At 65.9% G+C, this 23,250-nt stretch carries 20 protein-coding genes and 1 tRNA gene; 10 read left to right on the top strand and 11 right to left on the bottom strand.

From position 1 onward, the window contains the following. Positions 1-4: 4 nt before the first annotated feature. Positions 5-343, bottom strand: coding sequence for a DUF167 domain-containing protein (locus DKG74_RS19470; protein WP_109907845.1), 339 nt, complete (start codon positions 341-343; stop codon positions 5-7). Beyond that, positions 343-627, bottom strand: coding sequence for a YggT family protein (locus tag DKG74_RS19465; RefSeq protein WP_109907867.1), 285 nt, complete (start codon positions 625-627; stop codon positions 343-345). The genes DKG74_RS19470 and DKG74_RS19465 overlap by 1 nt, the downstream gene beginning before the upstream one ends. A 115-nt stretch (positions 628-742) precedes the next feature. On the opposite strand from DKG74_RS19465, the gene DKG74_RS19460 reads away from it, so the two are divergent. Further along, positions 743-818: transfer RNA gene (locus tag DKG74_RS19460), tRNA-Ala, on the top strand. A gap of 89 nt (positions 819-907) precedes the next feature. Here the strand turns inward: DKG74_RS19460 and DKG74_RS19455 are convergent. The 3 genes from DKG74_RS19455 to DKG74_RS19445 form a co-directional block, all read right to left on the bottom strand. After that, the gene (locus tag DKG74_RS19455; RefSeq protein ID WP_109907844.1) at positions 908-1,159 is read right to left on the bottom strand and encodes a hypothetical protein; all 252 of its coding nucleotides are present in this window, start codon (positions 1,157-1,159) and stop codon (positions 908-910) included. Next, on the bottom strand, positions 1,134-1,715 hold the full coding sequence (locus tag DKG74_RS19450) for a hypothetical protein (RefSeq protein WP_109907843.1): 582 nt from the start codon (positions 1,713-1,715) through the stop codon (positions 1,134-1,136). Before DKG74_RS19450 ends, DKG74_RS19455 begins: the two co-directional genes overlap by 26 nt. A gap of 131 nt (positions 1,716-1,846) precedes the next feature. Further along, positions 1,847-3,691 (bottom strand): fatty acid desaturase, encoded by a 1,845-nt coding sequence (locus DKG74_RS19445; protein WP_109907842.1) that lies wholly within the window; start codon positions 3,689-3,691, stop codon positions 1,847-1,849. A gap of 138 nt (positions 3,692-3,829) precedes the next feature. Here DKG74_RS19445 and DKG74_RS19440 point away from each other — a divergent pair, with 138 nt between their 5' ends. Then, positions 3,830-5,461, top strand: coding sequence for a GMC family oxidoreductase (locus DKG74_RS19440; protein ID WP_109907841.1), 1,632 nt, complete (start codon positions 3,830-3,832; stop codon positions 5,459-5,461). Positions 5,462-5,529: 68 nt separating this feature from the next. Here the strand turns inward: DKG74_RS19440 and DKG74_RS19435 are convergent, their stop codons facing one another. Both DKG74_RS19435 and DKG74_RS19430 read right to left on the bottom strand, forming a co-directional pair. Continuing rightward, complete coding sequence (locus tag DKG74_RS19435) at positions 5,530-5,850, bottom strand: 2Fe-2S iron-sulfur cluster-binding protein (RefSeq protein ID WP_109907840.1); 321 nt, start codon at positions 5,848-5,850, stop codon at positions 5,530-5,532. A 14-nt stretch (positions 5,851-5,864) separates the two neighbouring features. Then, on the bottom strand, positions 5,865-7,121 hold the full coding sequence (locus tag DKG74_RS19430; protein ID WP_109907839.1) for a cytochrome P450: 1,257 nt from the start codon (positions 7,119-7,121) through the stop codon (positions 5,865-5,867). Positions 7,122-7,609: 488 nt separating this feature from the next. Here DKG74_RS19430 and DKG74_RS22345 point away from each other — a divergent pair, with 488 nt between their 5' ends. The 7 genes from DKG74_RS22345 (at position 7,610) to DKG74_RS19400 (ending at position 18,869) form a co-directional block, all read left to right on the top strand. After that, positions 7,610-9,685, top strand: a complete 2,076-nt coding sequence (locus DKG74_RS22345; protein WP_243404179.1) for an efflux RND transporter permease subunit — start codon at positions 7,610-7,612, stop codon at positions 9,683-9,685. Then, a complete protein-coding gene (locus DKG74_RS22095; RefSeq protein ID WP_243404185.1) occupies positions 9,567-9,989 on the top strand; it encodes an MMPL family transporter in 423 nt (140 codons plus the stop codon). Before DKG74_RS22345 ends, DKG74_RS22095 begins: the two co-directional genes overlap by 119 nt. A gap of 52 nt (positions 9,990-10,041) precedes the next feature. Next, on the top strand, positions 10,042-11,421 hold the full coding sequence (locus tag DKG74_RS19420; RefSeq protein ID WP_109907838.1) for a DUF1329 domain-containing protein: 1,380 nt from the start codon (positions 10,042-10,044) through the stop codon (positions 11,419-11,421). Positions 11,422-11,505: 84 nt separating this feature from the next. Continuing rightward, positions 11,506-12,474, top strand: a complete 969-nt coding sequence (locus DKG74_RS19415; RefSeq protein WP_109907837.1) for a sialidase family protein — start codon at positions 11,506-11,508, stop codon at positions 12,472-12,474. A gap of 32 nt (positions 12,475-12,506) precedes the next feature. Beyond that, positions 12,507-14,396 carry a DUF1302 family protein gene (locus DKG74_RS19410; RefSeq protein ID WP_109907836.1) on the top strand — a complete coding sequence of 630 codons (1,890 nt, stop codon included), beginning with the start codon at positions 12,507-12,509 and terminating at the stop codon, positions 14,394-14,396. A 158-nt stretch (positions 14,397-14,554) separates the two neighbouring features. After that, entirely contained in the window at positions 14,555-17,200 is a 2,646-nt protein-coding gene (locus DKG74_RS19405; protein WP_133251634.1) for a winged helix-turn-helix domain-containing protein, read from the top strand. Positions 17,201-17,366: 166 nt separating this feature from the next. Beyond that, entirely contained in the window at positions 17,367-18,869 is a 1,503-nt protein-coding gene (locus DKG74_RS19400) for a flavin-containing monooxygenase (protein ID WP_109907834.1), read from the top strand. Positions 18,870-18,873: 4 nt separating this feature from the next. Here the strand turns inward: DKG74_RS19400 and DKG74_RS19395 are convergent, their stop codons facing one another. The 3 genes from DKG74_RS19395 to DKG74_RS19385 form a co-directional block, all read right to left on the bottom strand. Continuing rightward, entirely contained in the window at positions 18,874-19,425 is a 552-nt protein-coding gene (locus DKG74_RS19395; RefSeq protein WP_109907833.1) for an NADPH-dependent FMN reductase, read from the bottom strand. 60 nt (positions 19,426-19,485) lie between these two features. Continuing rightward, complete coding sequence (locus DKG74_RS19390; protein ID WP_109907832.1) at positions 19,486-20,181, bottom strand: pirin family protein; 696 nt, start codon at positions 20,179-20,181, stop codon at positions 19,486-19,488. 139 nt (positions 20,182-20,320) lie between these two features. Continuing rightward, positions 20,321-21,295: a quinone oxidoreductase family protein gene (locus DKG74_RS19385; protein ID WP_109907831.1), complete on the bottom strand. Its 975-nt coding sequence runs from the start codon at positions 21,293-21,295 to the stop codon at positions 20,321-20,323. Between the two features lie 98 nt (positions 21,296-21,393). On the opposite strand from DKG74_RS19385, the gene DKG74_RS19380 reads away from it, so the two are divergent. Further along, a complete protein-coding gene (locus DKG74_RS19380) occupies positions 21,394-22,242 on the top strand; it encodes a LysR family transcriptional regulator (RefSeq protein ID WP_109907830.1) in 849 nt (282 codons plus the stop codon). A gap of 16 nt (positions 22,243-22,258) precedes the next feature. Here the strand turns inward: DKG74_RS19380 and DKG74_RS19375 are convergent, their stop codons facing one another. After that, positions 22,259-23,173 carry a TauD/TfdA dioxygenase family protein gene (locus tag DKG74_RS19375; RefSeq protein WP_109907866.1) on the bottom strand — a complete coding sequence of 305 codons (915 nt, stop codon included), beginning with the start codon at positions 23,171-23,173 and terminating at the stop codon, positions 22,259-22,261. Positions 23,174-23,250 lie beyond the last annotated feature (77 nt).

Below are 23,250 nucleotides of genomic sequence, written 5' to 3'. Positions count from 1 at the left end.
GCCCTCAATCCTTCGATGGCGCGGGGTTAAGCCATTTGGCGAGGCGCTGCAACAGCGTCTCGCTGCTACCTGCTATGACGAGGAGCTTTTGCCGCGAGGTGTGGCCGGAACGGATCGTCACCGACGATTTCGGCACATCCAGCGCCTCGGCGACGAAACGGATCAGCGCCTCGTTGGCGGCGCCGTCGACCGGCGGGGCATTCAGGCGGATCGCCGCCGCCGTCCGGCCGTCCGCCCCGGCGACGATCCCCTCGAGACTGTTCCGCGAAGCCCGGGGCGACAGCTTCACCGCGAGGCGAACCGCGTCGCCGCCCGCCTCCGCCGCGAAAGGCAGCCCGGCCATCAGAGGCCCAGCAGCACTTCGGGAATGAAGCGGCGCAGGAAGAAGATGACGATCAGCAGGATGACCGGCGAGAAATCCATGCCGCCCGCCGAGGGCACGATGCGGCGAATCGGGCGCAGCAGGGGCTCGGTCACCACATGCAGTCCCTGACCGATGGAGCGCACCGCCGGGCTGTAGGGATTGATCACGTTGAAGGCGATCAGCCACGAGATGACGGCGGTGCCGATCAGCACCCAGGTATAGAGGGAAAGAATCAGATCAATGGTCTGAACAAGGGCAATCATCGCGTCCATCCGCTGGCCAACCCCTGCCGATGTAGGGCTTTGAAAGCCGACGCGCAACCCGCTTGACAGACGATATTGGCTTGAGCATTATCCGCGCCTCGCAAGCGGCGGGTGAGGGGCTGTAGCTCAGATGGGAGAGCGCCTCGTTCGCAATGAGGAGGCCAGCGGTTCGATTCCGCTCAGCTCCACCAACCTTCCCCCCGCTGCGGGATTTAAAGACATCGCGGTTCCCCGGATTCGGAAATAGCTGACGCTGCGTCGCTTCCGACGGTGGGCATTTTTATTCCTGAAGGCTCCGAACCTCGGCTGTTTCCTCTTGCCCGTCATCCGGCGGGACAAACCGTGCTCGAAAGCGGGGGGTGCGGCCCTGTGCACCGGCGCTCTCGGAAATGGCGGCCAACAGCCTCCGTTTCTCGACTGTTCGTCTGGTGCCGTCGTTGACGGGCGCGGGCACGGTTGACCAGCCGAGAGCTTTCACCCGACGGGCGATGCGCTCGGCCTGTTGCTCAATCGTGATCGTGCGATAGTTCATGGGCAGCTTCCTTGAGGTCTGACAGGCCAAAATCGCCTGCCGTGTCCTCGCGAATACGGCGTTCAAGGTAGGCTTCGTCCAGGTCGTCCGCAAGAAGGTAGAGAATCGCCGCCTGCTCCCGCATCGCCGGAACTTTCCGGGGGGCCGAGTTATATTGCCCCATGCGGTCGGCAATAAGGTCTTCGACGGGTGGAAGGTGGATAGCGGCATCGCCGATCGTTGCCATGACGAGACGTGATCTGTCGCATCGGCCGTCGAATAGAGTCCCGCTGACAAGCTCGACGCCCATGTCGAGATCCGGGTGATAAAAGCCGCGGGCAAGGTGCCCGCGACGATCCTCATCCTTGAAACCCACGATCAGCAAATTGCGCCGAAGCAAATTTTCCGATGCCGTCCACAGGTCGAAATCACCAGAAGTGATGGCGCCCCCAGTGAAAAACTCCACCGCTGCCCCACCAACCAGAATGGGCGGAGTGCCCCCGGACTTTACGGCCGCGGTTGCGGCTTTGGCGATCAAGGCCAAGCCTTCGAGGAATTCGGGACGATAGGCCATCATACCCTCCTCCCTGCAGTCTCTGGAGACAAATCCGTCAATGAAAAGACCACCCCAGGGGCATTATGGGGTGGTCCTGCCTGCGTCTCAAAGGCCGAAAACACGCCGGCCCAGGGCCGGCGTCGCTCCCCGCCCTACAGATCGAGCACCAGCGTGTCCTTGCCGGTGCCGCGCGAGACGCAGGGAATCATGTGCTGGCCGCTGGCGCGTTCCTCGTCGGTCAGCACGGAATCGCGATGCTCGATCGTGCCGGAGATCACCTTGCAGCGGCAGGTGCCGCAGATGCCGCGCCGGCACAGGGTGTCGACCGGCAGGCGCGCCGCCTCGAGCGCGTCGGTCAGGGCGGCGCCGGCCGCGACCTCGATGCGCTTGCCGCTGCGCGCCAGCGTTACCGTGAAGGCCTCGCCCGGGGACAGGGGCACGGGGGAGAAATTCTCGGTCGAGACGGCGTCCGCCGGCCAGCCGAGGCTGAAGGCGACCGCCTTCACCCGGTCCATGAAGCCGCCCGGGCCACACAGGTGGATGCGGTCGCCGTCGTGCCAGGGGCCGATGGCGGCGGCGATTTCCCCGTCGCTGAAGCCCTTGCCCTCGTCGTAATGCGGCTGGATACGGGCGGCGAAGGGGAAACGCGCGAAACTGGCGCCGAAGGGGGCGCCGGCCGCGTCCCGCGCGAAGAGATGCAGGGTGAAATCGCGGCCCTGCAGGGCGTGGGCCATGGAAATCAGCGGCGTCATGCCGATGCCGCCGGCGATCAGGACATGGCGTCCGCCGCCGTCCCGCAGGGGGAAATGGCTGCGCGGCCGGCCGACCTCGATCTCGGCCCCCGTCACCAGCCGCTCGTGCACCGCGATGGAGCCGCCGCGCCCCGCCGCTTCGCGCTTCACGCCGATCTGCCAGGTCCCGGCCTGGCCGGGCACGCCGATCAGCGAATATTGCCGGACCCTGTGGGGATCGAGCCGCAGGTCGACATGGGCGCCAGCCTCGAAACCGGGCAGGTCGCCGCCGTCGGCGCGGGCGAGGGTGAACAGGCGGATGCCGTTCGCGATGTCCTCGACCGCGGTCACGCGGGCGCGGCGCCAGGGCTGCTCCGCCTCGGGCAGGGTCGGGGCCTCGCTCTCGACGAGGCCGCGGAACAGCACGCCACGCGGCGCCAGCAGGCGCTCCGCCGCGCGCCAGCCGGCTTCGAGCCGGTAGAAGGGCAGCTGGGGGTAGAGGTGATGAATAAGGTGCGCGCTCTGCCCCAGCATGAAGGACAGCACCAGGGGATTGCGCTCGATCATCACCGTCGCGTGGATGGGATGCTCGCGCTGCTCGACGCCGGGCGGATGCTGGATATGGGCGAAGAGATAGGTGGTGATGCCGAGGCCAAGACGCTGGGGCAGCAGCCAGACCAGCAGCCATTCATAGGCGTAGGGCGAGGCGATCCAGGCGACATGCCAGGCGACATAGAGCGAAAAGCCCAGCAGGAAGCGGCTGTTCTGCAGCGCCGTCCAGCGATTGAAACGCCTCACGTACCAGAAGAACCAGATGATATCTATGAAGAACAGGGCGGGCAGCACGCCGGGCAGGGGCGCCACCAGGATGTCGTCCGGGTCGTCGCCATGCTCGCCCGTGCTCTTGTGGTGCTCGAGATGGAGGTGGCGATAGACCGCGACCTCGATCCCGGGCAGCAGGAACTGGCCGCCCAGCGTGCCGATGATGTCGTTGAGCAGCGGGCTGCGCGAAATCGCCCGATGCGTGCCGTCGTGCAGCACGGTGAAGGAGGCGTAGACCAGCACCGAGCTGATCGCGATGGCGATGGCGGGATGCAGCACGCCGGTCACCATGGCCCAGCCCGACAGGCCGAAACCGGCGATGCAGCCGGTCAGCAGCGCCAGGGTCGGCACCGGGAACAGGGGCAGGACGTGCAGGTCCTGCAGGCTGGGGGTGCTGCGGGCACGGGCCGCGAGGCCCCAATCCGCCGATGCTTGGGCTTGCATGTCTCTCCTCCGCTTTTCGGCCAAGGTGACGAGAACGGCCGGGCCCTCCCACCCCCCTATTCGAGGTGCTGGACCTGCGAGGCCCGGAGGGGTGTTCTAGCCCGCAGAAAACAAGGCAAAACCGGGAGGAACGGGGCCATGGAATTCGATTACGTCATCGTCGGCGGTGGCTCGGCCGGTTGCGTGATGGCCAATCGGCTGAGCGCGGACGGCCGCAGCAAGGTCTGCCTGATCGAGGCGGGCACGGCCAAATCGTCGCCGCTGGTGCGCTGGCCCGGCATGTTCGGCATGAACATGCTGACCCATCGCTATAACTGGGCCTTCAATTCCCTGCCCAACCCGGCGACCGGCGGGCGCAGCCACTTCCTGCCGCGCGGCAAGGGTCTCGGCGGCTCCTCTGCGATCAACGCCATGGTCTATATCCGGGGCGATGCCTCCGACTATGACACCTGGGCGCAGAGCGGCAACCGCGGCTGGGCCTATCAGGATGTTCTGCCCTACTTCCGCCGGGCCGAGGACAACGCGCGGGGCGCCGACGATTTTCACGGCGAGGGCGGGCCGCTGCACGTCTCCGACACCCATTACGGCTATGTCCCCAACCTGAAATTCATCGAGGCGGCGGAACAGGCGGGCTTCCCGCGCAACCCGGATTTCAACGGCGCGCAGTTCGAGGGCGTCGGCCTCTATCAGTTCACGATCAAGGACGGGCGGCGCTGGGGCGTGCGCCAGGCCTATCTCGAACCCGCGCGCTCGCGCCCGAACCTGACCGTGCTGACCGATGCGCGGGTGCTGAAACTGGCGATGGACGGGCGCCGCGCGACCGGCGTCGTCGTCGACCGCGCGGGCAAGCGCGAGACGATCAAGGCCGGGCGCGAAGTGATCATGGCCGCCGGCAGCTTCGGCACGCCGCAGGTTCTCCTGCTCTCGGGCATTGGCCCGGCGGCGGAGCTGCGCGCCAAGGGCATCGGCGTCGTCCACGACCTGCCGGGTGTCGGCCGCAACCTGCAGGAACATCCCGACGTCGCCGCGGTCTATTCGTCGAAGCTGCGCGACGGCTTCGTGATGAATGGCGCCGGCCTGATGAAGATGGCGGGGGCTGGCCTCTCCTACATGATGGGGCGGCGCGACAACATGCTGGGCCGCTCCGTCACCCAGGCGGGCGGTTTCATCAAGTCGGACCCGAGCGTCGACGTACCCGATCTGCAGCTGCATTTCGTGCCCCTGGTCTTCGTCGACCATGGCCGCGACACCAAGGCGATGGGCCAGCATGGTCTGTCGCTGCACGCCTGTTTCCTGCGCCCCTACAGCCGGGGCAGCGTCACCCTGGCCTCGCCCGATCCCTTCGACGATCCGGCCATCGACATCGGCCTGCTGTCCGACGAGCGCGACGTCGACCGCCTGATCAAGGGCGTGAAACTGTGCCGCCGCATCCTGCAGCAGCCGGCCCTTGCCGCCCATCTCGACCGCGAGATGATCCCGGGCGTCGAGGTGCGCAGTGACGCCGAACTGGGCGCCGCGGTGCGCCAACACTGCGAACACGTCTATCACCCGGTGGGCACGGCCAAGATGGGCAGCGATCCGATGGCCGTCGTCGGCGACGACCTCAAGGTCCATGGCATCGCCGGGCTTCGCGTCGTCGATGCCTCGATCATGCCGACGCTGGTCTCGGGCAATACCAACGCGCCGACCATCATGATCGCGGAAAAGGCGGCGGACATGATCCTCGGCCGCGCCGCCCTGCCGCGGGAAGAGACGCGCAACGTCGCCTGATCGCGGCCGCGCGCAGGCAGGAAAAAAGGGGCGGGCCGCCACGGCGACCCGCCCCTTCCCTTGTCCGCTCAGTGCTGTGCTTCGGGCAGATGCACGGTCATGCCAGCCAGGCAGGGCGAGACCTTGATCTGGCAGGCGAGGCGCGAGCCCTCGGTCGGGCTGGGCGCGAATTCGAGCAGCGAGGTTTCCATGTCGCTCTTGGCCGGCAGGCGCTCCAGCCATTCCGGGTCGACATGGATATGGCAGGTGGCGCAGGCGCAGGCGCCGCCGCAATCCGCGTCGATGCCCGGCACCATGTTGGCGACCGCGCCTTCCATGATGCTGTGGCCGTCCGCGATCTCGACTTCGTGACGGGTGCCGTTGTGTTCGATGAAGGTAATCTTGCTCATGATTGCTGACTCTCTCAGGCGCGGATGCGGACGGGCAGGGATTCGTAGCCCTTGACGAAGCAGGAGTAGACGCGTTTCGGCTCGCCCATCACCTCGATGGGCTGGTCGGGCCAGCGCTTCAGGATTTCTTCCCAGACGATGCGCAGCTGCATCTCGCCGAGACGGTTGCCGACGCAGCGGTGGATGCCGAAGCCGAAGGACAGATGCTGGCGCGGGCGGGCGCGGTCGATGATGAATTCATTCGGCCGCTCGATCGCCTCCTCGTCGCGGTTGCCCGAGACGTACCACATGACGACCTTGTCGCCGGCGCGGATGGTCTTGCCGCCCAGCACCGTGTCCATCTTCGCCGTGCGGCGCATATGGGCGAGCGGGGTCTGCCAGCGGATGATTTCCGGCACCATGCTGCTGATCAGGGCCGGATTCTCGCGCAGCTTGCGGTACTGGTCCGGGAATTCGTTGAGGGCCAGCAGGCCGCCGGTGATCGAGTTCCGGGTGGTGTCGTTGCCGCCGACGATGAGCAGCAAGAGGTTACCGAGAAACTCCTCAGGCGACATGTGACGCATGGCGTCCGAATGGGCCATCATCGAGATCAGGTCGTTGCCCGGTTCGGCGTTCACCCGCTCGTTCCACAGCCGGGTGAAATAGGCGCCGCATTCCATCACCTCGGCCATCTTCTGCTCGTAGCTGTCGATGATGCCCGAACCCGGGGTCGCGGTCGCGACGTCCGACCAGCGCGTCAGCTTGCGGCGGTCTTCCCAGGGGAAATCGAACAGGGTGGCCAGCATCTGGGTGGTCAGCTCGATCGACACCCGCTCGACCCAGTTGAAGGTCTCGTTCACCGGCAGGTCGTCGAGAATCATGCCGACGCGCGCACGGATGGTCGATTCGAGCTTGGCCAGATTCTCCGGCGAGACGATGGGGCTGACCGTCTTGCGCTGTTCGTCGTGCTTGGGCGGGTCCATGGCGATGAACATGGGCAGGCCCAGCTTGGCGTTGCCGTCCTCGATGGTGATGCCGCCCAGCTCGGTGTCGGACGAGAAGATGTTGTGGCTCGTCTCGACCTGCATGATGTCCTTGTATTTGGTCACCGACCAATAGGGACCGAACATGCCGTTGGCGCACCAATGGACCGGGTCTTCCTTGCGCAGCCGCTCGAAATACGGCCATAGCGTGAAATCCCGGAAGCGCGCGGGATCGCTGACGTCGATATCGGCGAGCGGTATCGCGTAAGGATCGTTGGCGCCGTCCCGTTTCAAGGCTGCTTCACTCATCTCCGCACTCCCTGTTTCCCGCAAGCGGGGGTGGTTCGTTGTTCTTTGTCCTTGGCGGCTTTGCCGCTCCTCATCGGACCCGCGTCGATACGCGGACCTGATCGAGGCTCACTTTCAGGCAAGGCGGCGTGGGCAACCCCCCCCTCGATCGAGGGGAAATCGGAAGCGCCTATTCTTGCGGTTCGGTTTCATGCCAAATCGGGAGAAATGTCGCCTCTCCCACCCCATACGGGTGGGGGGCAGACCCCCCTGATCCGTCGCACCCTCTGGCAACGGCAAGACACCGCAGGAAGCGGCGCGGCCTAACGACGAGGCTCCGGGGCAACCGGACGCACAGGGAGGAAGAGATGACGCGACCATTCGCGTTGGGAGTCCACTCGCGGACTTCTCATGACATCACGCCAGGGGCGGCAAGCCCAATGTTCCACCGCTAGGCAGGGGGCTCGGGGCTCGTGCAGAATTTCAGCTATCGCCTTTCGCACGCGATCATGACCAATCGGGGCATCTCGATTTTCATCATCGCGCTCATCACGGCCTTTTTCGGCTGGGGTTGCCGCAACGTCGAGTTGAGGACGATCTTCTCCGACCTGTTGCCGGCGGACCATCCCTTCGTCGAGACCTTCAAGGACCATCCGAACTTCGGCAATCCGCTGACCATCACCATCATGGTCAAGCGCACCGACGGTGACATCTACAACATCGAGACCCTGCAGAAAGTCTGGAACCTGACCCGTGACGTCGACCTGGCGCCCGGCGTCGACCATGACCAGGTGATCTCGATCTCGACCGAGAAGGTGCGCTATGCCGAGGCGGTGCCGGGCGGTATCGACACCCAGCCGGTCATGGGCGACACCATTCCCTCGACCCAGGCCGATATCGACGAATTCAAGCGCCGCGTCGACATGGCGCCGCTGGCCCGTCGCTTCTATATCTCCGAAGATGGCACCGCGACCCTGATCACCGCGACCTTCATCGAACGCCTGCTCGATTACGGCCAGACCTTCGAATACATGCAGAAGATCGTGGAAGATGCGCGCGACGCGAACCACGAAGTGCATATGGCGGGTATGCCGGCCCTGACCGGCTGGGTCTACCGCTATCAGCAGCAGATGATCGGCATCTTCGCCATCACCGGCTTTGCCCTGCTGTTCTGCCTCATCCTCTACATGCGCAATTTCGCCGGCGTGATCACCCCGATCACCACTTCGATCATCGCTGCGATCTGGGGCTTCGGCTTCGTCGGCTGGCTCGGCCTCGCGATCGAGCCGCTGATCATGGTCGTGCCGCTGCTGCTCGTCGCCCGTTCGTTCAGCCACAGCGTGCAGTTCACCGAGCGTTACTACGAGATCTATCTCCACGTCGGCGACAAGCGCAAGGCGGCGGAGATCGCGCTCTCGGTGATGATGGCGCCCTCCATGCTCGGCATCTTCACCGACGCGGCGGGCCTGCTGCTCATCGCCCTGGCGCCCATTCCCGCCATGGAACGCTTCGCGGTGTTCTGCGGCTGGTGGGCCTCGATGCTCGTGCCGGCCAACGTCTTCCTGTCGCCGCTCATCCTCTCGTTCCTGCCGGCGCCGCGCAACGTGCGGAAGATCACCGGCATGGACGGTGACCACGGCTTCCACGCCGCGCTGAAGCGCTTCCTCGGCCATGTCGCGACCATCACCTATGGCCGCACGGCGCGCATCACCACGGTGGCCTTCCTGATCATCACCGGCGTCTCGACCTACGAGTTCCTGCAGATGAAGGTGGGCAACCCGGTCGAGGGCAGCAACATCCTGTGGGAGGACGGCGAGTTCAACACCGCGGTCGCAGCGATCAACCGCAACTTCCCCGGTGTGAATACGCTCGAGATCGTGCTCGAGGCGAAGAACCCGATCAATCCGAACCGGGTGGCGCGCCAGGCCGAGACCATCGCGACCATGGCCCAGATCCAGTACGCGCTGGAGCACATGGACAACCCGCCTGAGGCGACCCTGTCCTTCGCCGACTATCTGCCCGAGGCCAACCGCCTGTTCGCGGGTGGCAATCCGAAGTGGGCGCCGCTCGATCCGACCGACGCGGCCACGGGCGCCGCGGTGGGCGCGGTGATGTTCGGCACCAGCCCGAAGGCCTTCCTGCATGTCGCGGACTTCGAGCAGCAGAACGCCACGGTCTCGCTCTGGTACAAGAACAACAAGCAGGAAACGGTCGATCTCGCCCTGGCCCAGGCCCGCAAGGCCGTGGAACTGGTCGGTGTCGATCATCCCGAGTTCACGGTTCGTCTCGCCACCGGCACCATCGCCCTGCAGCAGTCGATCAACGACACCGTCGCCCAGTATGAATATGTCATCCTCGGCGCGTTGAACGTGATCATCCTGGTGGGCTGCGCCATCGCCTATCGCTCGATCACCGCCGGCTTCTTCCTGCTGATCCCGGCTGGGCGCGGTGATGGTCGAACTCGGCATCGGCCTCGACGTCAACACCCTGCCCATCGCCTCGATCGGCATCGGCGTCGGCATCGACTACGGCATCTATCTGCTCTCGCGCATCTGCGAGGAATATCAGGCGACCAAGCGTTATGACACGGCGATCCGGGCCGCGATCATGACCACGGGCAAGGCGATCCTGTTCACCGCCTCCATCGTCGCGGTCGGCATCCTGCCCTGGTATTTCCTGTCGGACCTGAAGTTCCTCGCCGACATGGGCCTGCTCCTCGTCATGGTCATGACCATCAACATGGTCCTCGCCATCGTCGTGGTGCCGCTGCTGGTCTGGCTGTTCAAGCCGCACTTCGTAACCCGCGACGACCTGCTGGTCGGCGAATCCATCGACCTCAGCCAGTACACCGAAGGCCGCGCCCTCGAGCAGGCGGCATTCGCGAAATAACCCGAGCGTAAAACAAGAACCAACCAGAAAACCCAGTCCGGGAGGAAGAGCAATGCATATCACCAAGTTCGACAAGGGCTATACCCGTCGCCAGTTCATGGACAAGTCGGCCAAGGCCGGGCTCTCGCTCGGGATGCTGACGGCGCTCTGGCCGGAGATCGCGCGGTCGGGCGATATCTCCAAGGTCTATCCGGAAGAGCTGCTCTCGATCGACGCCTACACCAAGGGCAAGATCAAGACCGGCGATATCGTCGACGCCAACAATGTCGACATCGTGAAGGACCTGCTCGACCCCATCGCCTACAAGCAGGTGAAGGAGATGGGCCGCAAGATCCGCATCGTGAAGACGACGACGGACGTGACCCGCATGTTCCCGCACAAGTATCTCGAGGCCACGCTCAGCAACAAGGGCAAGGCCAAGTTCGACGCCAAGGGCAACGTCGTGATCGAGAACGGCGATCCCTGGATCGGCGGCAACCCCTTCCCCGATTCGAAGGACGGCCTCGAGGCCTTCGCCAACATCACGCTGTCCTGGGGCCGTCACGACCAGACGCTCTACGCGATCAAGGACTGGGACATCTCGCCGTCCGGCTCGGTTTCCTACCAGTATGACTTCTGCTGGTGCGAGCAGAACACCACGGGCCTGCTGAACAATCCGGAAGGCCCGTACTGGCAGGGCAAGAAGGACCGTAACCGGTACCAGTCGGTGTGGTTCCTGACGCCCAACGACGTGCGCGGCACCTCGTTCCTGAACGAATGGTACTACGACCAGACCCAGTTCCCGGATCTGTTCGGTTACCTGCCGGCCTTCAAGCGCGAGCGCCGCTTCCCGACCAACCAGCGTTTCGAGCCGCTGGTGCCGGGCGTCACCATCTTCCTGTCGGACGCCTGGGCCGCGGGCGACCCGATGCTGACCTGGGGCAACTACAAGGTGATCGAGACCAAGCCGCATCTCGGCGCCGTTTCCGAGAACTGGGCGGGTGACGATCCGAACTGGGAAAAGCCGGCGCACGGCGGCCCGAAGGATCAGACCTTCTGGCTCTCCAACATGGAACTCTGCCCCGAAGTGCTGGTGATCGAGTGCGAGCCGACGGGTTACCCGCGGGCCCCGGTCGGCAAGAAGCGCGTCTATGTCGACACCCGTAACATGATGTTCATCGCCTATCTGACCTACGACCGTCGCGGCGAGATGTGGAAGTCGTTCGAGCCGGCGTTCAGCCTCTACGACACCGGCAAGAACAAGGTGATGGACGGCGACCACGTGCATTGGTCGTGGGGTCACTTCACCTGCCACGACATCCAGTCGAACCGCATGAGCCGCGCGCTGAAGGCCAAGGAAATTGCCGGCGGCTACAAGTCCGGCTTCAACCAGGGCGACGGCATCCACGACCAGTATCTGACCATCCAGGCGATCCGGCGTCTCGGCGCCTGATCCTCGGTCGGACCTCACCATAAGAAAGATGGGCCGGCGACAGCGATCGCCGGCCCGACAGGGCGGAAACAGGGGTAACGGGACATGGGAAGCAGGATCGGAGGCAGGGTGATCGGCCTCGTCGCGGCGGCGGGCAGTCTGCTGGCGGCGGGCGTGGCGCTCGCGGGGGCGACCCCGGCACTCGATACGGTGCGGCAGGGCACGACGCATGAGGCGATCTTCTGCCTGTCGGCGAGTGGCAACGAACGGCTGGCGGCGGGCGTGCCCAATCTGCTGTTCACCAGCGCGGACGCGGGCCAGACCTGGCAGCGCGTGACCGACATCAACAGCGCCAGTGCCTATCTCGGCTGCACGCTGAACAACGATGTCGCCCTCGTGGTCGGCCAGCAGGGCGTGATGCTGCGGCGCGACGCCAAGGGCTGGGCCAAGGTCGACGCCGGCACCGATGCCCGGCTGTTCTCGGTCGATGCCAACGATGCCGGACGGGCGATCACCGTCGGCGCCTTCGGCACCATCCTTGTCTCGTCCGACACCGGTCAGACCTGGAAGAAGATCGACTTCGACTGGTCGCGCACCAATGACCAGGGCTTCGAGCCGCATCTCTACAGCGCCAGCATCGACACCGACGGCACCATGACCGTGGTCGGAGAATTCGAGCTGATCATGCGCTCGAAGGACGGCGGCGCGACCTGGGATGTCGTCCATGTCGGTACCGCCTCGCTGTTCGATCTGAAGATCGAGACGAGCGGCATCGGCTATGCCGTCGGCCAGAACGGCAAGGTGCTGCGCACTCACGATCACGGGGCGACCTGGGAAGCCGTCGACAGTGGCAGCACGGCCAACCTTCTCGGTATCGCGCGGGGCGAGGATGGCAAGACCCTGATCACCGGTATGCGCACCATGCTGGTCGCGACCGACGAGGCGACGAAGCTGACGCCGCTCGTCGCCGGCGACATCTCCACCACCTGGTATCAGCCGGCGATGGCCGCCAAGGGCAGCGGCTGGCTCGTGGGCGGTCACACCGGGCGTATCGCGCGCGTCGAACAGAACTGAAGCCGGTCGTCCGACGACCAGGGGGGGAAACCATGTCCAGAAAAAAACAGACCGGCACCGCCGGCATCGTCACGGGCAGCATCATCGGCGGGGCCATGCTCGGCCTCGTCGTTCCCGCGCTCGCCATCGACTTCTCGATCTCCGGCTTCATCCGCCAGGAAATGGCGATCAAGCTGAGCGACAGGGAAAATCAGGCCAACAATCACGGCAACCCGTTCAACGGCCAGGACGTGCCGCTCGAGCCGCTCGGGCTTAACCTGTCGAGCGTCGCCGGGCTGAACGGGTTGCTCGGCAGCCTCGGCCTGCCGACGGTGACGGACGTGACCCAGCCGCTGTTCGGCTCGGCCGCGACGCTGCCGCCGACCGGGCGGCGTGACGTGCGCACGGCGAAGAACGACTTCAACCTGTTCGCGACCCGTGTCGAAGTGAACATGGCGGCGGCGATCGACGCCAACTGGAGCGCGCGCCTGACCGTTCGCGGTTACTACGACTGGAACGCCTACGACGACAATTCGGACACGAATTTCTTCGAGACGCAGATGCGCAGCGGCGGCGGCGGCACCCCGCTCGAATATGCCGAGAAGGATTTCATGATCGACCTGCCGGTGGCGACGGTCGACTACACCAACGGTCCACTGTTCGTCCGCATGGGCAACCAGCAGATCGCCTGGGGCGAGGCTATTTTCTTCCGCGTCATGGACGTGCCCGCCGGCCTCGACTACCGGCGCCATCTGATCTTAGAGCCGGCGATCGAGGAATATGGCGACAAGCGTGTGCCCGCGCTCGGCGTCCGTGCGTCCTATCAGATCAATTCGGAATGGGAAGTCGAAGGTTTCGTGCAGAAGTTCGAGCCGTCGCTCTATCCCAATCCGTCGACACCCTACAACGTGGTGCCCGACCAGTTCACGGTGCACGAGCGCTATAAGGGCTATGCCGACGACCTGTGGAATGTCGGCGGTCGCATCCGCGCCCAGCTCGGCAATCTCGGCCTGCAGTTCATCGCCGTCTCGCGGCATAACCCGGACGGCGTGCTCCGCTGGACCAAGTCGGGCGTGAACAGGGACCTGCCGGTGCTGCCCGGCTCGGGCGCGACCCTGGCCGAGACCCCGTTCGAGGTCGACCAGAAGAACGGCGTGAAGAGCCAGGAGGAATGGTATTGGTACTCCAATTCGGTCCGGCTCGACGGCACCCAGGGCCTCAATGCCGCGATCGACGACTTCCAGCCGGCGACCGGCGCAGTGACCGCCTATAACGTCGGCGAGAGCGACGCGCTCGCCCGGGGCGAGCTCGATACGTTCTTCTGGCTCTCGGGCGGTCTGCGCGGCCATATAGAAAATGTCTTCCCCTACGAGAATGTGTTCGGCGCCAGCGTGAACTATGTCTTCGACGGCGAACCCGGCTCGTTCCTCGAACAGCTGATCGGCCGCGTCGAGGTCACCTATACGCCGGATCGCACCTTCACCAACCCGACCCTGGGCCAGGACTTCATCAAGGAAGACCAGTGGTCCTTCGCCGCGGTGTTCGAGAAGTGGCACCGCTGGAGCGAGGATTTCCCGGCAGCCTATCTCGTGCTGCAGTTCATGTATAAGAACGGCTCCGACATCTTCGATGTCAAAACCCGCCACCTGTCGGGCTACAACTCGACGGCGACCACGACCCCGAAGGGCGTCGACTATTCGGCGGCCATCGCCTTCGCCGGTTTCCAGCCCTCGCCTTCGCTCGAATGGAAATTCGAATGGGCGGTGCTCTACGAGATCGACGGCGGCTGGTTCTTCCAGCCGGGGTTGCGCTGGAAGCCCAACGACAAGTGGGAAGCCAATATCTACGCCAACATCGTCGTCGCCCCGGAGGACGGCCGGTCCGCCATCGCCCTCGTCGACTATCTCGACGAACTCGCGCTTCGCGTGACCTATCAGTTCTAGCGTTCAGTCCCCGGCCCCCCAGCCGGTACTCGGGGAGGAGGAGCGACCTCCACACCTCCTCCCCTTTTTTTTGAATACGGGGCGAAACGCGGTAATTATAGGAATGAATCAATAAAGCATCGGCACCAATGCCGGGCACGATGGTTCGGGGGAAACAGATGGGGACGAAAACGCCGCCGTCACTGGTCAGGACCGCCAAGGCGCGGCCGACACCGCTGCAGCAATGGACAGTACGGCGGGACGGATTGCTGGCGCGACTTTCGGCCGAGGCCGGCGACATGCAGGCGATCGTGCTCGAGGCACCGCCCGGTTACGGCAAATCGACGGTCATGCGGCAATGGCTCGAATTGCGCAGCGAACAGGGCTGGCGCACGGCGTGGCTATCGCTCGACGCGCTCGACGACGAACCGGGACGCTTCGCCTCGCTGGTGATCGGGGCCTTCCCGGGCCTGTGCCGTCAATCCGTCGTTCTTGGCTCCGGCGAGCTGCAGGAAATCGAGGAGGTGGTCGACCGGCTGCTGTCCCATGATTTCAGCGAGCGGCCGGCCGCGCTCTTCATCGACGATTTCCATGTCGTCACCAACGCCAATATCCATCGGGCGATCGGGCGCCTCGCGGCCCAGGCGCCGGAAGGCTTCCAGCTGGTGATCAGCAGCCGCATCGCCCTGCCCATGGCCCTCGCCAAGGCCAGGCTGGCCGGCACTGTCCTCGTCCTGCGGGAAGGCGATCTCGCGCTCAGCGATGCCGAGACGCAGCGTCTGCTGGGCAATATCTGCAAGCGCGAAATCGCGCCCGACCAGGCCGAGCAATTGCGCCAGCGCGCGGGTGGCTGGGCGGCCATGCTGCAGATGGCGGGCCTCGCCCTCGAAGCCTCGGAAAGCCCGGCCCGCTTCATCGACGAGTTTTCGGGCACCGATATCGAGGTTTCGCGCTACCTGTGCGAAGTCACCCTCGACCTGCAGCAGCCCGATGTGCGGCGGCTCCTGCTCGCGACCTCGCCCCTCGACATGTTCTCGCCCGAACTCTGCACCGCTTTGACCGGGCTCGAAAATGCCCGCGCCCTGCTCGCGGAAATTGAGGATCGCCATCTGTTGCTGATCCCCCTCGACCGTCAGCGGCGCTGGTTCAAGTATCACGCCCTGTTCCGCGAGTTCTTGGAATCCCGGCTCGAGGTCGACCACCCGGGCGAAAAGAAACGCCTGCTGTCGGCGGCCAGCACCTGGTTCCACGACGCGGGGGAAATCGAACTCGCCGTCGAACATGCCCTGCGCGCGGGCGACCACGAGCGGGCCGCCGCCTTCGCTTCCGACCGACTGACGGACATCGCGCTCAATCGCGGCGAACATGCGACGGTGCAGCGCTGGATCAGCAATCTGCCGGGCGAGATCATCGACCGCTATCCGTCGCTGAAGATCGGTCTGGCCTGGGCCTTCACCTTCCGCCAGCGCCACGCCGAGGCCGGGCGCCTGCTGTCCAGCGTCGAGAACGACGTCCAGGCCGCCCTCAACCTCGACAAGATCACCGAGGAACAGGCGGCCGAGACCCTGTCGACCTGCGACATGATCCGGGCCATCGCGGCGACGGCGTCTGACCGCTATACCGTCGCCGGCAAGCTGTTCCGGGCCTTCGATCGCAAATGGACCCGCACGGGTTTCATGGAACAGGCCTCGATCCTCATCGCCAATGCCTACACCGCTCTCGCCCTCGGCCGGCCGCGCGAAACGCGGCGTCTTCTCGAGCAATCGGAAGAGGTCGTGGTCCGCAGTCAGGCCCCCTATGCCTATGGCTGGTACGCGGTGGTCAAGGCGAGGCTCGCGCTCTACGAGGGCAAGCTCGGCGATGTGATCGAGCATTCGAGGCTGACGCTCGAAAATCACGACGTGGACATACGTCCCGTTGGTTTCGTGCGGGAATTGATGTCGGTCTGCCTCGCCGAGGCTCATTACGAGGCGAACCGGCTCGAGGAAGCGCGGCAGTCGATGGACGAGGCGGGCGAGGCGGCGCTGGGCCATGTCACGGTCGAACTGGGGGAAAGCGCCAGCCGGGTGCTGGCGCGGCTTGCCCTCCCTTCAGGACAGGTCGAGGAGGCGCTGTCGATCCTGCGCCGCTCCATCGCTCTTGCCCAGCAGGCGGGATTGCCGCGCCTCGTCGACCTGCTGGGCGGCGAGATGGCGACCTGCCTCATCCGTGTCGGCCGGCTGGACGAGGCGTTCCAGGTCGATCAGGAAATGGGCCTGTCGCAGCCGACGACCGAGGATTTCGCCGCTTCCCTGGACATGCGCCAGCTGACCCAGGCGCGGCTGTCGCTGGCGCGGGGCGATGTCGGGCGGGCGTCGCGTCTGGTCGCCACCCTGCTGAACCGGGTTCGTTCGACCGGCCAGGTGAGGCTGGAGATTTCCGCGCTCTGCCTTGCCGCCGGGGCGCAGGCCCAGTCGGGCGACATGGCGGAAAGCCGGCGTCTTGCCACCCAGGCGAAACTGACCGCGGCTCAGGCCGGCTTCCGCCGTTCGGTCATCGACGAGGATTACCTGCTCGGCGGGCTGATCGAGCGTCAGGCGGCGCCGGTGCCCGATTTCGTGCTGCCGGATGTCGGCGCGGGCAATGGCCTCAACGGCCTGTCCCACCGCGAGGGGCATGTGCTGACCCTGATTTCGCAGGGCCTGACCAACCGCGACATCGCCGAAGCCCTCGTGCTGTCGGAAGAGACGGTGAAATGGCACATGCGCAACATCACCAAGAAGCTGAATGCCCGCAACCGCACCCATGCGGTGCAGATCGCGCGCCAGTCGGGCCTGCTGCATTGACGGGGTTGGAATTAATCTATTTCAACTGACCAAAGTTTGCCTATAATACCCCGGCGACGGCCCATCGGCCGCGCGAAGACCCCGGATCACGGGGCTTGCCCGATCTGGGGCATGGACGAGACCTTGCGGGCGGCGCGGCCCGCGGTCCTTTGCTGGGGGAGAGCCGATGGCGCTCGAGCATTTCGATGTGTTGATCGTGGGCGCCGGCCTGTCCGGCATCGGGGCCGCCTGGCACCTGAAGACCTATTGCCCGGGCAAGAGCTACGCCATTCTCGAGGGGCGGGAGCGGCTGGGCGGTACCTGGGATCTGTTCCGCTATCCAGGCATCCGCTCGGACAGCGACATGTATACCCTCGGCTATTCCTTCAAGCCCTGGACCGACGCCAAGGCGATCGCCGATGGCCCGTCCATCCTGCGCTACATGACCGAAGTGGCCCGGGATGGCGGCATCAAGGACCATATCCGCTACGGCCTCAAGGTGAGGTCGGCGGCCTGGTCCTCGGCTGACGCGGCCTGGACGGTCGAGGCAGAGAGGACGGCGGCCGGCGAGACCCTGCGCCTCACCTGCAATTTCCTTTACGGCTGCAGCGGTTATTACAATTACGACGAAGGCTTCACCCCCGATTTTCCGGGACGCGAAGCGTTTCTGGGCCGTTTCGTCCATCCCCAGCACTGGCCGGAAGGTCTCGATTACGCGGGCAAGAAGGTGGTGATCATCGGCTCTGGCGCGACGGCGGTCACCCTGGTGCCGGAAATGGCCAAGACCGCGGCCCATGTCACCATGCTGCAGCGCTCGCCGACCTATGTCATTTCCCGCCCGGGCGAGGACAAGCTGGCGAACACGTTGCGCAAATATCTGCCGGCCAGGCTGGCCTATGGCATCACGCGGTGGAAGAACGTCGGCCTTGGCATGTTGTTCTTCCAGCTCTCGCGCCGCCGTCCGGAAAAGGTGAAGCAGCAGATCATCGGTCTCATCCGCCGCCAGCTCGGCCCGGATTTCGATGTCGAGAAGCATTTCACCCCGGCCTACAAGCCGTGGGACCAGCGCGTCTGCCTGGTGCCGGACGGCGATCTGTTCAAGATGCTGCGCGCGGGGAAAGCCTCGGTCGTCACCGATCACATCGAGAGTTTCACCGAAAAGGGCATCCGCCTGAAGTCGGGCGAGGAGCTGGAGGCGGATATCGTCGTCTCGGCGACCGGGCTGAAGCTGCTGTTCCTCGGCGGCATGGCGCTGTCGGTCGACGGCCGGCAGGTCGCGGCGAGCGAACTCTATAACTACCGGGGCATGATGTATTCCGATGTGCCCAATCTGGTCACAGCCTTCGGTTATACCAATGCCTCCTGGACCCTGAAGGCGGATCTTACGGCCGAGCGGGTGTGCCGCCTGCTGAACCACATGGACCGCCACGGTTACGTGAGCGCGACGCCGCGCCTGACCGATCCCGAAGTGAAGCCCGAGCCTTTCATCGACTTCTCGTCGGGCTACGTCCAGCGCGCCTTGCAGGATTTTCCGCGTCAGGGCTCGAAGCGGCCGTGGAAGCTTTATCAGAACTATCTGCTCGACATCCTGACGCTGCGCTACGGCAAGCTGGACGATGGCGCGCTGGCCTTCGCCGGCAAGCCGAAGGCCTCGGCCCCCGCCCAGCCGGCGCCCAAGGCCGCGGCGTGAGGGGTTACTTGCCGATGAAGGCGGTAAAGCCGGCCACATAGGGGCCGAGCTGGGCGGCAACCTCGCCGTCCAGCAGGGCGCCTTCGCCATCGAAGACCTTGCCGGCGCGGGAGACCATCAGGCGCCCCTCCGACCAGTGCCTCATGCCCAGCGCGCGCAGAACCTGCAGCCAATGGGCCTGCGACAGGATGGTGCCGAAGCCGCCGGGCGAGGCCCCCGCGAGGGCGACCGGCTTTCCGGCGAACAGCTTGCCGCCGGCGACACCGCCGCGCGACAGCCAGTCGATGGCATTCTTGAACACGCCGGGCATCCCGTTGTTGTATTCGGGCGTCGACAGGATCAGGCCGTCCGCTGCCGCGATCTGTGCCGCCAGGGCGGCCACGGCCGGCGGAATCCCTTCCGCCGCCTCGAGGTCGCCGTCATAGAGCGGAATGCCGTGCAGGGTCGCGACCTCGACGGTCGTGCCCGCCGGGGCATGGGCGGCGAAGGCCCGGGCCAGGGCGGTGTTGAACGATGCCCGGCGCAGGCTGCCGGAAATGGCGAGAATCTTGGTCATGCTTCATTCCCCCTTCAGTCGGCGCGGCGGCCGATCCGCCGCGCCATGGTTCCCGTTCCGTCAGGCCGCGTCCACCAGAACCACTTCCGCGTCCTCGATCGCCGTCACCGTGATGCGGTCGAGGCCGGTGATGGCGGCGCCATCGCGGGCGTTCACCGTGACATCGCCGACCACGACCTTGCCGAGGGCCGGCACCAGATAGGCGTGGCGCTCGGGCGTCAGGTCATAGGTCGCGCTCTCGCCGGCCTTCAGGGTCGCGCCCAGCACCCGCGCGTCGGTGCGGATGGGCAGGGCGTCCTCGTCGCCGAAGCCGCTGGCGAGGGTAACGAAGCGGCCGGCCCGGTCGTCCTTGGGGAAGGGTTTGGCGCCCCAGGATGGTGCCGCGCCGCGGCTGGTCGGGTGAATCCAGATCTGGAAGATCTGGGTGTCCTCGTCCTCGAGATTATATTCCGAATGGCGGATGCCGGAGCCGGCGGACATCACCTGCACATCGCCCGCTTCGGTGCGGCCGGCGTTACCCAGGCTGTCCTTGTGGCTGATCGCACCCTTGCGGACATAGGTGATGATTTCCATGTCGGCATGGCCATGGGGCGGGAAGCCGGTCTGGGCCGCGATCGTGTCGTCGTTCCAGACCCGCAGGCTGCCCCAGCCCATGCGGCTGCGGTCGAAATAATCGCCGAAGGCGAAATGATGCTTGGCCTGCAGCCAGCCGTGATCGGCGGCGCCGAGACCCGAGAAGGGGCGAAGTTCGATCATTGTCCGTCTCCCATGTTGTGGACCACCCCCGGTGGCCGTCATGGGCAGAAGGTAGGCATTTTCCCGGTCGTGAAAAATGGCCGCCCGTGAAAGGAATTATTTCCAAGACGTGTTCAATGATCGGCTTCGCCCCTTACATTCACGGTCGCAGCAGGATCGAGCCCGTGGTCTGGCCGGCTTCCAGCGCGCGGTGTGCCGCCGCCGCCTCGGCCAGCGGAAATTCGGCCCCGACGGTGATGCGCAGGCCATCCTCGATCATGTCGAAGAGATCGCTCGCCGCCTCGCGGTAGGAGGCAGGATCGGCGGCATAGGCAAAGACGCTCGGCCGGGCAAGGGCGAGGGAGCGGCGCGGGCCGAGATCGGCGACGTCGATGGCGGGCAGGCTGCCGCTGGCCTGGCCGATGCTGGCGATCGTGCCGAAGGGGGCGACGGCGTCGAGGGTCCGCAGCAGGGTCTCGCCACCGATGCCGTCATAGGCGACGTCGACGCCCTTTCCGCCGGTCAGGCGGCGCGCCTCGGCGACGAAATCCTGCCGCCGGTACAGGATCGCATGGTCGAGGCCGTGTTCGAGGGCGATTTCCGCCTTGTCCTCGCTGCCGACGGTGCCGATCACAAGGGCACCCAGGCTCTTGGCCCATTGGGTGAGGACGAGGCCGACGCCGCCCGCCGCCGCCTGGACGAGCACGGTGATCCCCGGCCCGACCGGAAACACCCGGTGCAGCAGCATGTGCACGGTGATGCCGCGCAGCATGGCGGCGGCGGCGGTGGCCGTGCCGACGGTGGCGGGCAGGGGGATCAGCCGGCCGGCGGGCATATTCCGCACCTCGGCATAGCCGCCGATGGGCAGGCCCGCATAGGCGACACGCTGGCCGACGTGCAAGCCCTCGACCCCCGGCCCCAGCGCCTCGATCGCGCCCGCGCCCTCGACCCCTGGCACCGCGGGCAGGCCGGGCACCGGATAAAGACCCTGCCGGTGATAGATGTCGACGAAATTGACCCCGACCGCCCCCTGACGGACGCGGACCTCGCCCGGGCCGGGGGGCGGCACGTCGGCCTCCCGCAGCTGGAGGACATCGGCACCGCCATGGGCGGCGAGGGCGACGGAAAGGGACACGGCACGCTCCTGTCGACGAAAGACAGGCGCAGGCTAATGGCTCGCATCATGGGGCAATATCCGGTGATATCGCGGATGATCTGTGCGAAATTGCGCAGATGAGCAATTGGGACGATCTGCGGTTCTTCGCCGCCCTCGCGCGGGTCGGCAGCCTGTCGGCGGCGGCGCGGGTGCTGCAGACCGATCACACCACGGTTGCCCGGCGCATCGCCGCGCTGGAGGCGCGCCTTGGCGTCAAACTGTTCGACCGTCTGCCCCGGGGCTATGCCCTGACCGACGAAGGGGCGGCGCTGACCGTCCGCCTTGGCGCGGTCGAGGAGGCGGTGCTCGCCTTCGAGCGGCAGGCCGGCGGCGCCGGTCAGGCGATCCGGGGCGTGGTGCGCCTCGGCGCGCCGCCGGCCTTCGCCAGCCAGTGGCTGATGCCGCGCCTTGCCCCGCTGCTCGACCGTCATCCGGGGCTGGTGCTCGACCTGTCGGTCGCCAATGCGATCAGCAATCTTTCGCGGCGCGAGGTCGACCTGTCGCTCCGCCTCTACCGGCCGGAGGACAAGGGCCTCGTCGCCCGCCATGTCGGTCGCCTGACCTATGGTCTCTATGGCCGGCGCGATTATGTCGCCCGGGGCGATGACTGGCGTTACATCGGTTATGATGGCGAACTGTCCGACGTGCCGCAGCAGCGCTGGCTGCGCGAGCTTGCCGGGGCCACGGGCGTCGGCCTGATGACCAACGATCTGTCGGCCATGCTGGCGGCGCTGCGGGCCGGCATGGGGGTCGCGGCGGTGCCCCATGTCCTCGCCGGGGGCGAGGACCTCGTCTGCCTGCGCGACGGGCCGGAGGCGGCGCGCGACCTCTGGCTCGTCGTGCATCCCGACATGCGGCGAAGCCCGCGGGTGCGCGCGGTGATGGATGCGCTGGTCGAGGCGACGGCGCCCCTGCGCGCCGGCTGAACGGTGCGCGCCGGCTTCAGGCCGCGATGGGGCCGTGGTCGGGCACGGCGGAGACCCGCTCGCCCCAGCGTTCATAGGGGAAATAATCCCAGACCGCGTGATGCTGGGCGGCCCAATTGTCCCACAGCAGGATCATGTCCTTTTCCCAGTGCACCCGCACCTGCAGGGCGAGGCTGCGCTCGACATGGCGGGCGAGGAAGCCGAGCAGGGCATCGCTCTCCGGCCGGGGCAGCTGCACGATATGGGTGGTGAAGGCCGGATTGACATAGAGATAGGGCCGGCCGGTCACCGGATGGCGGGCGATCACCGGGTGTTCCGTCACCGGGAAGGCATTGGTGCCCTGCGGGGCCGAGCCATAGCCCTGGGTCCAGGCGTGGCCGCCGTCGTGGATCGCGGTCAGGCCGGTCAGCAGGGCCTTCAGCCGGTCCGACAGGGTCTCGTAAGCCAGATACATATTGGCGAAGGCGGTATCGCCGCCGCCGATCTCCGGCAGCCGGGTCAGGCGCAGGGCCGAGACCTGAATCGGATGCTGGTCGCAGGAGACATCGGCGTGCCAGGCATCGCCCGCGGTGAAGCGCGACTGCGGTCCGGTGCGCCAGGACAGGATTTCGGGATCGTAGTCGCCCCCGGCGATCACCCGGCTGGCGCCCAGCAGATGGCTGTGCAACGTGCCGAAATGGCGGCCCAGGGTCTTGTGCTGCTCGGCGGACAGCGGCTGGCCGGGCAGTGCCACCACCAGGAATTCATGCAGGGCCCGGCGCAGCTCCGCCACCTGCGCGCCGGTCAGCGGCTGGCGCAGGTCGATCCCGGTGATCCTCGCGCCGATGGTGGGCGACAGGCGCTCCACGGTCAGATGCTCGAAGGGCGCGTGGGCGGCACTGTTCCAGGCTTCCAGCGCCGGCTTGTCGTTGAGGTCGCGGTAAAAACTCATGATGTCCTCGGTCATCGGCAATGACTTCAGGGCAGCATGAACCACAGTCCGGCGGAATGATTTGCGTCAATCCGTAT

The organism is Zavarzinia aquatilis (assembly GCF_003173035.1).
Lineage (GTDB): Bacteria > Pseudomonadota > Alphaproteobacteria > Zavarziniales > Zavarziniaceae > Zavarzinia > Zavarzinia aquatilis.
The sequence above is the reverse complement of the archived record's forward strand: the minus strand, read 5'-3'. Positions and strand labels throughout refer to the sequence as shown.

Coding starts and splice junctions, on each gene's coding strand:
- DKG74_RS19470 (WP_109907845.1), bottom strand. CDS start 343: ATGGCCGGGCTGCCTTTCGCGGCGGAGGCGGGCGGCGACGCGGTTCGC.
- DKG74_RS19465 (WP_109907867.1), bottom strand. CDS start 627: ATGATTGCCCTTGTTCAGACCATTGATCTGATTCTTTCCCTCTATACC.
- DKG74_RS19455 (WP_109907844.1), bottom strand. CDS start 1,159: ATGAACTATCGCACGATCACGATTGAGCAACAGGCCGAGCGCATCGCC.
- DKG74_RS19450 (WP_109907843.1), bottom strand. CDS start 1,715: ATGATGGCCTATCGTCCCGAATTCCTCGAAGGCTTGGCCTTGATCGCC.
- DKG74_RS19445 (WP_109907842.1), bottom strand. CDS start 3,691: ATGCAAGCCCAAGCATCGGCGGATTGGGGCCTCGCGGCCCGTGCCCGC.
- DKG74_RS19440 (WP_109907841.1), top strand. CDS start 3,830: ATGGAATTCGATTACGTCATCGTCGGCGGTGGCTCGGCCGGTTGCGTG.
- DKG74_RS19435 (WP_109907840.1), bottom strand. CDS start 5,850: ATGAGCAAGATTACCTTCATCGAACACAACGGCACCCGTCACGAAGTC.
- DKG74_RS19430 (WP_109907839.1), bottom strand. CDS start 7,121: ATGAGTGAAGCAGCCTTGAAACGGGACGGCGCCAACGATCCTTACGCG.
- DKG74_RS22345 (WP_243404179.1), top strand. CDS start 7,610: ATGACCAATCGGGGCATCTCGATTTTCATCATCGCGCTCATCACGGCC.
- DKG74_RS19420 (WP_109907838.1), top strand. CDS start 10,042: ATGCATATCACCAAGTTCGACAAGGGCTATACCCGTCGCCAGTTCATG.
- DKG74_RS19415 (WP_109907837.1), top strand. CDS start 11,506: ATGGGAAGCAGGATCGGAGGCAGGGTGATCGGCCTCGTCGCGGCGGCG.
- DKG74_RS19410 (WP_109907836.1), top strand. CDS start 12,507: ATGTCCAGAAAAAAACAGACCGGCACCGCCGGCATCGTCACGGGCAGC.
- DKG74_RS19405 (WP_133251634.1), top strand. CDS start 14,555: ATGGGGACGAAAACGCCGCCGTCACTGGTCAGGACCGCCAAGGCGCGG.
- DKG74_RS19400 (WP_109907834.1), top strand. CDS start 17,367: ATGGCGCTCGAGCATTTCGATGTGTTGATCGTGGGCGCCGGCCTGTCC.
- DKG74_RS19395 (WP_109907833.1), bottom strand. CDS start 19,425: ATGACCAAGATTCTCGCCATTTCCGGCAGCCTGCGCCGGGCATCGTTC.
- DKG74_RS19390 (WP_109907832.1), bottom strand. CDS start 20,181: ATGATCGAACTTCGCCCCTTCTCGGGTCTCGGCGCCGCCGATCACGGC.
- DKG74_RS19380 (WP_109907830.1), top strand. CDS start 21,394: ATGAGCAATTGGGACGATCTGCGGTTCTTCGCCGCCCTCGCGCGGGTC.
- DKG74_RS19375 (WP_109907866.1), bottom strand. CDS start 23,173: ATGAGTTTTTACCGCGACCTCAACGACAAGCCGGCGCTGGAAGCCTGG.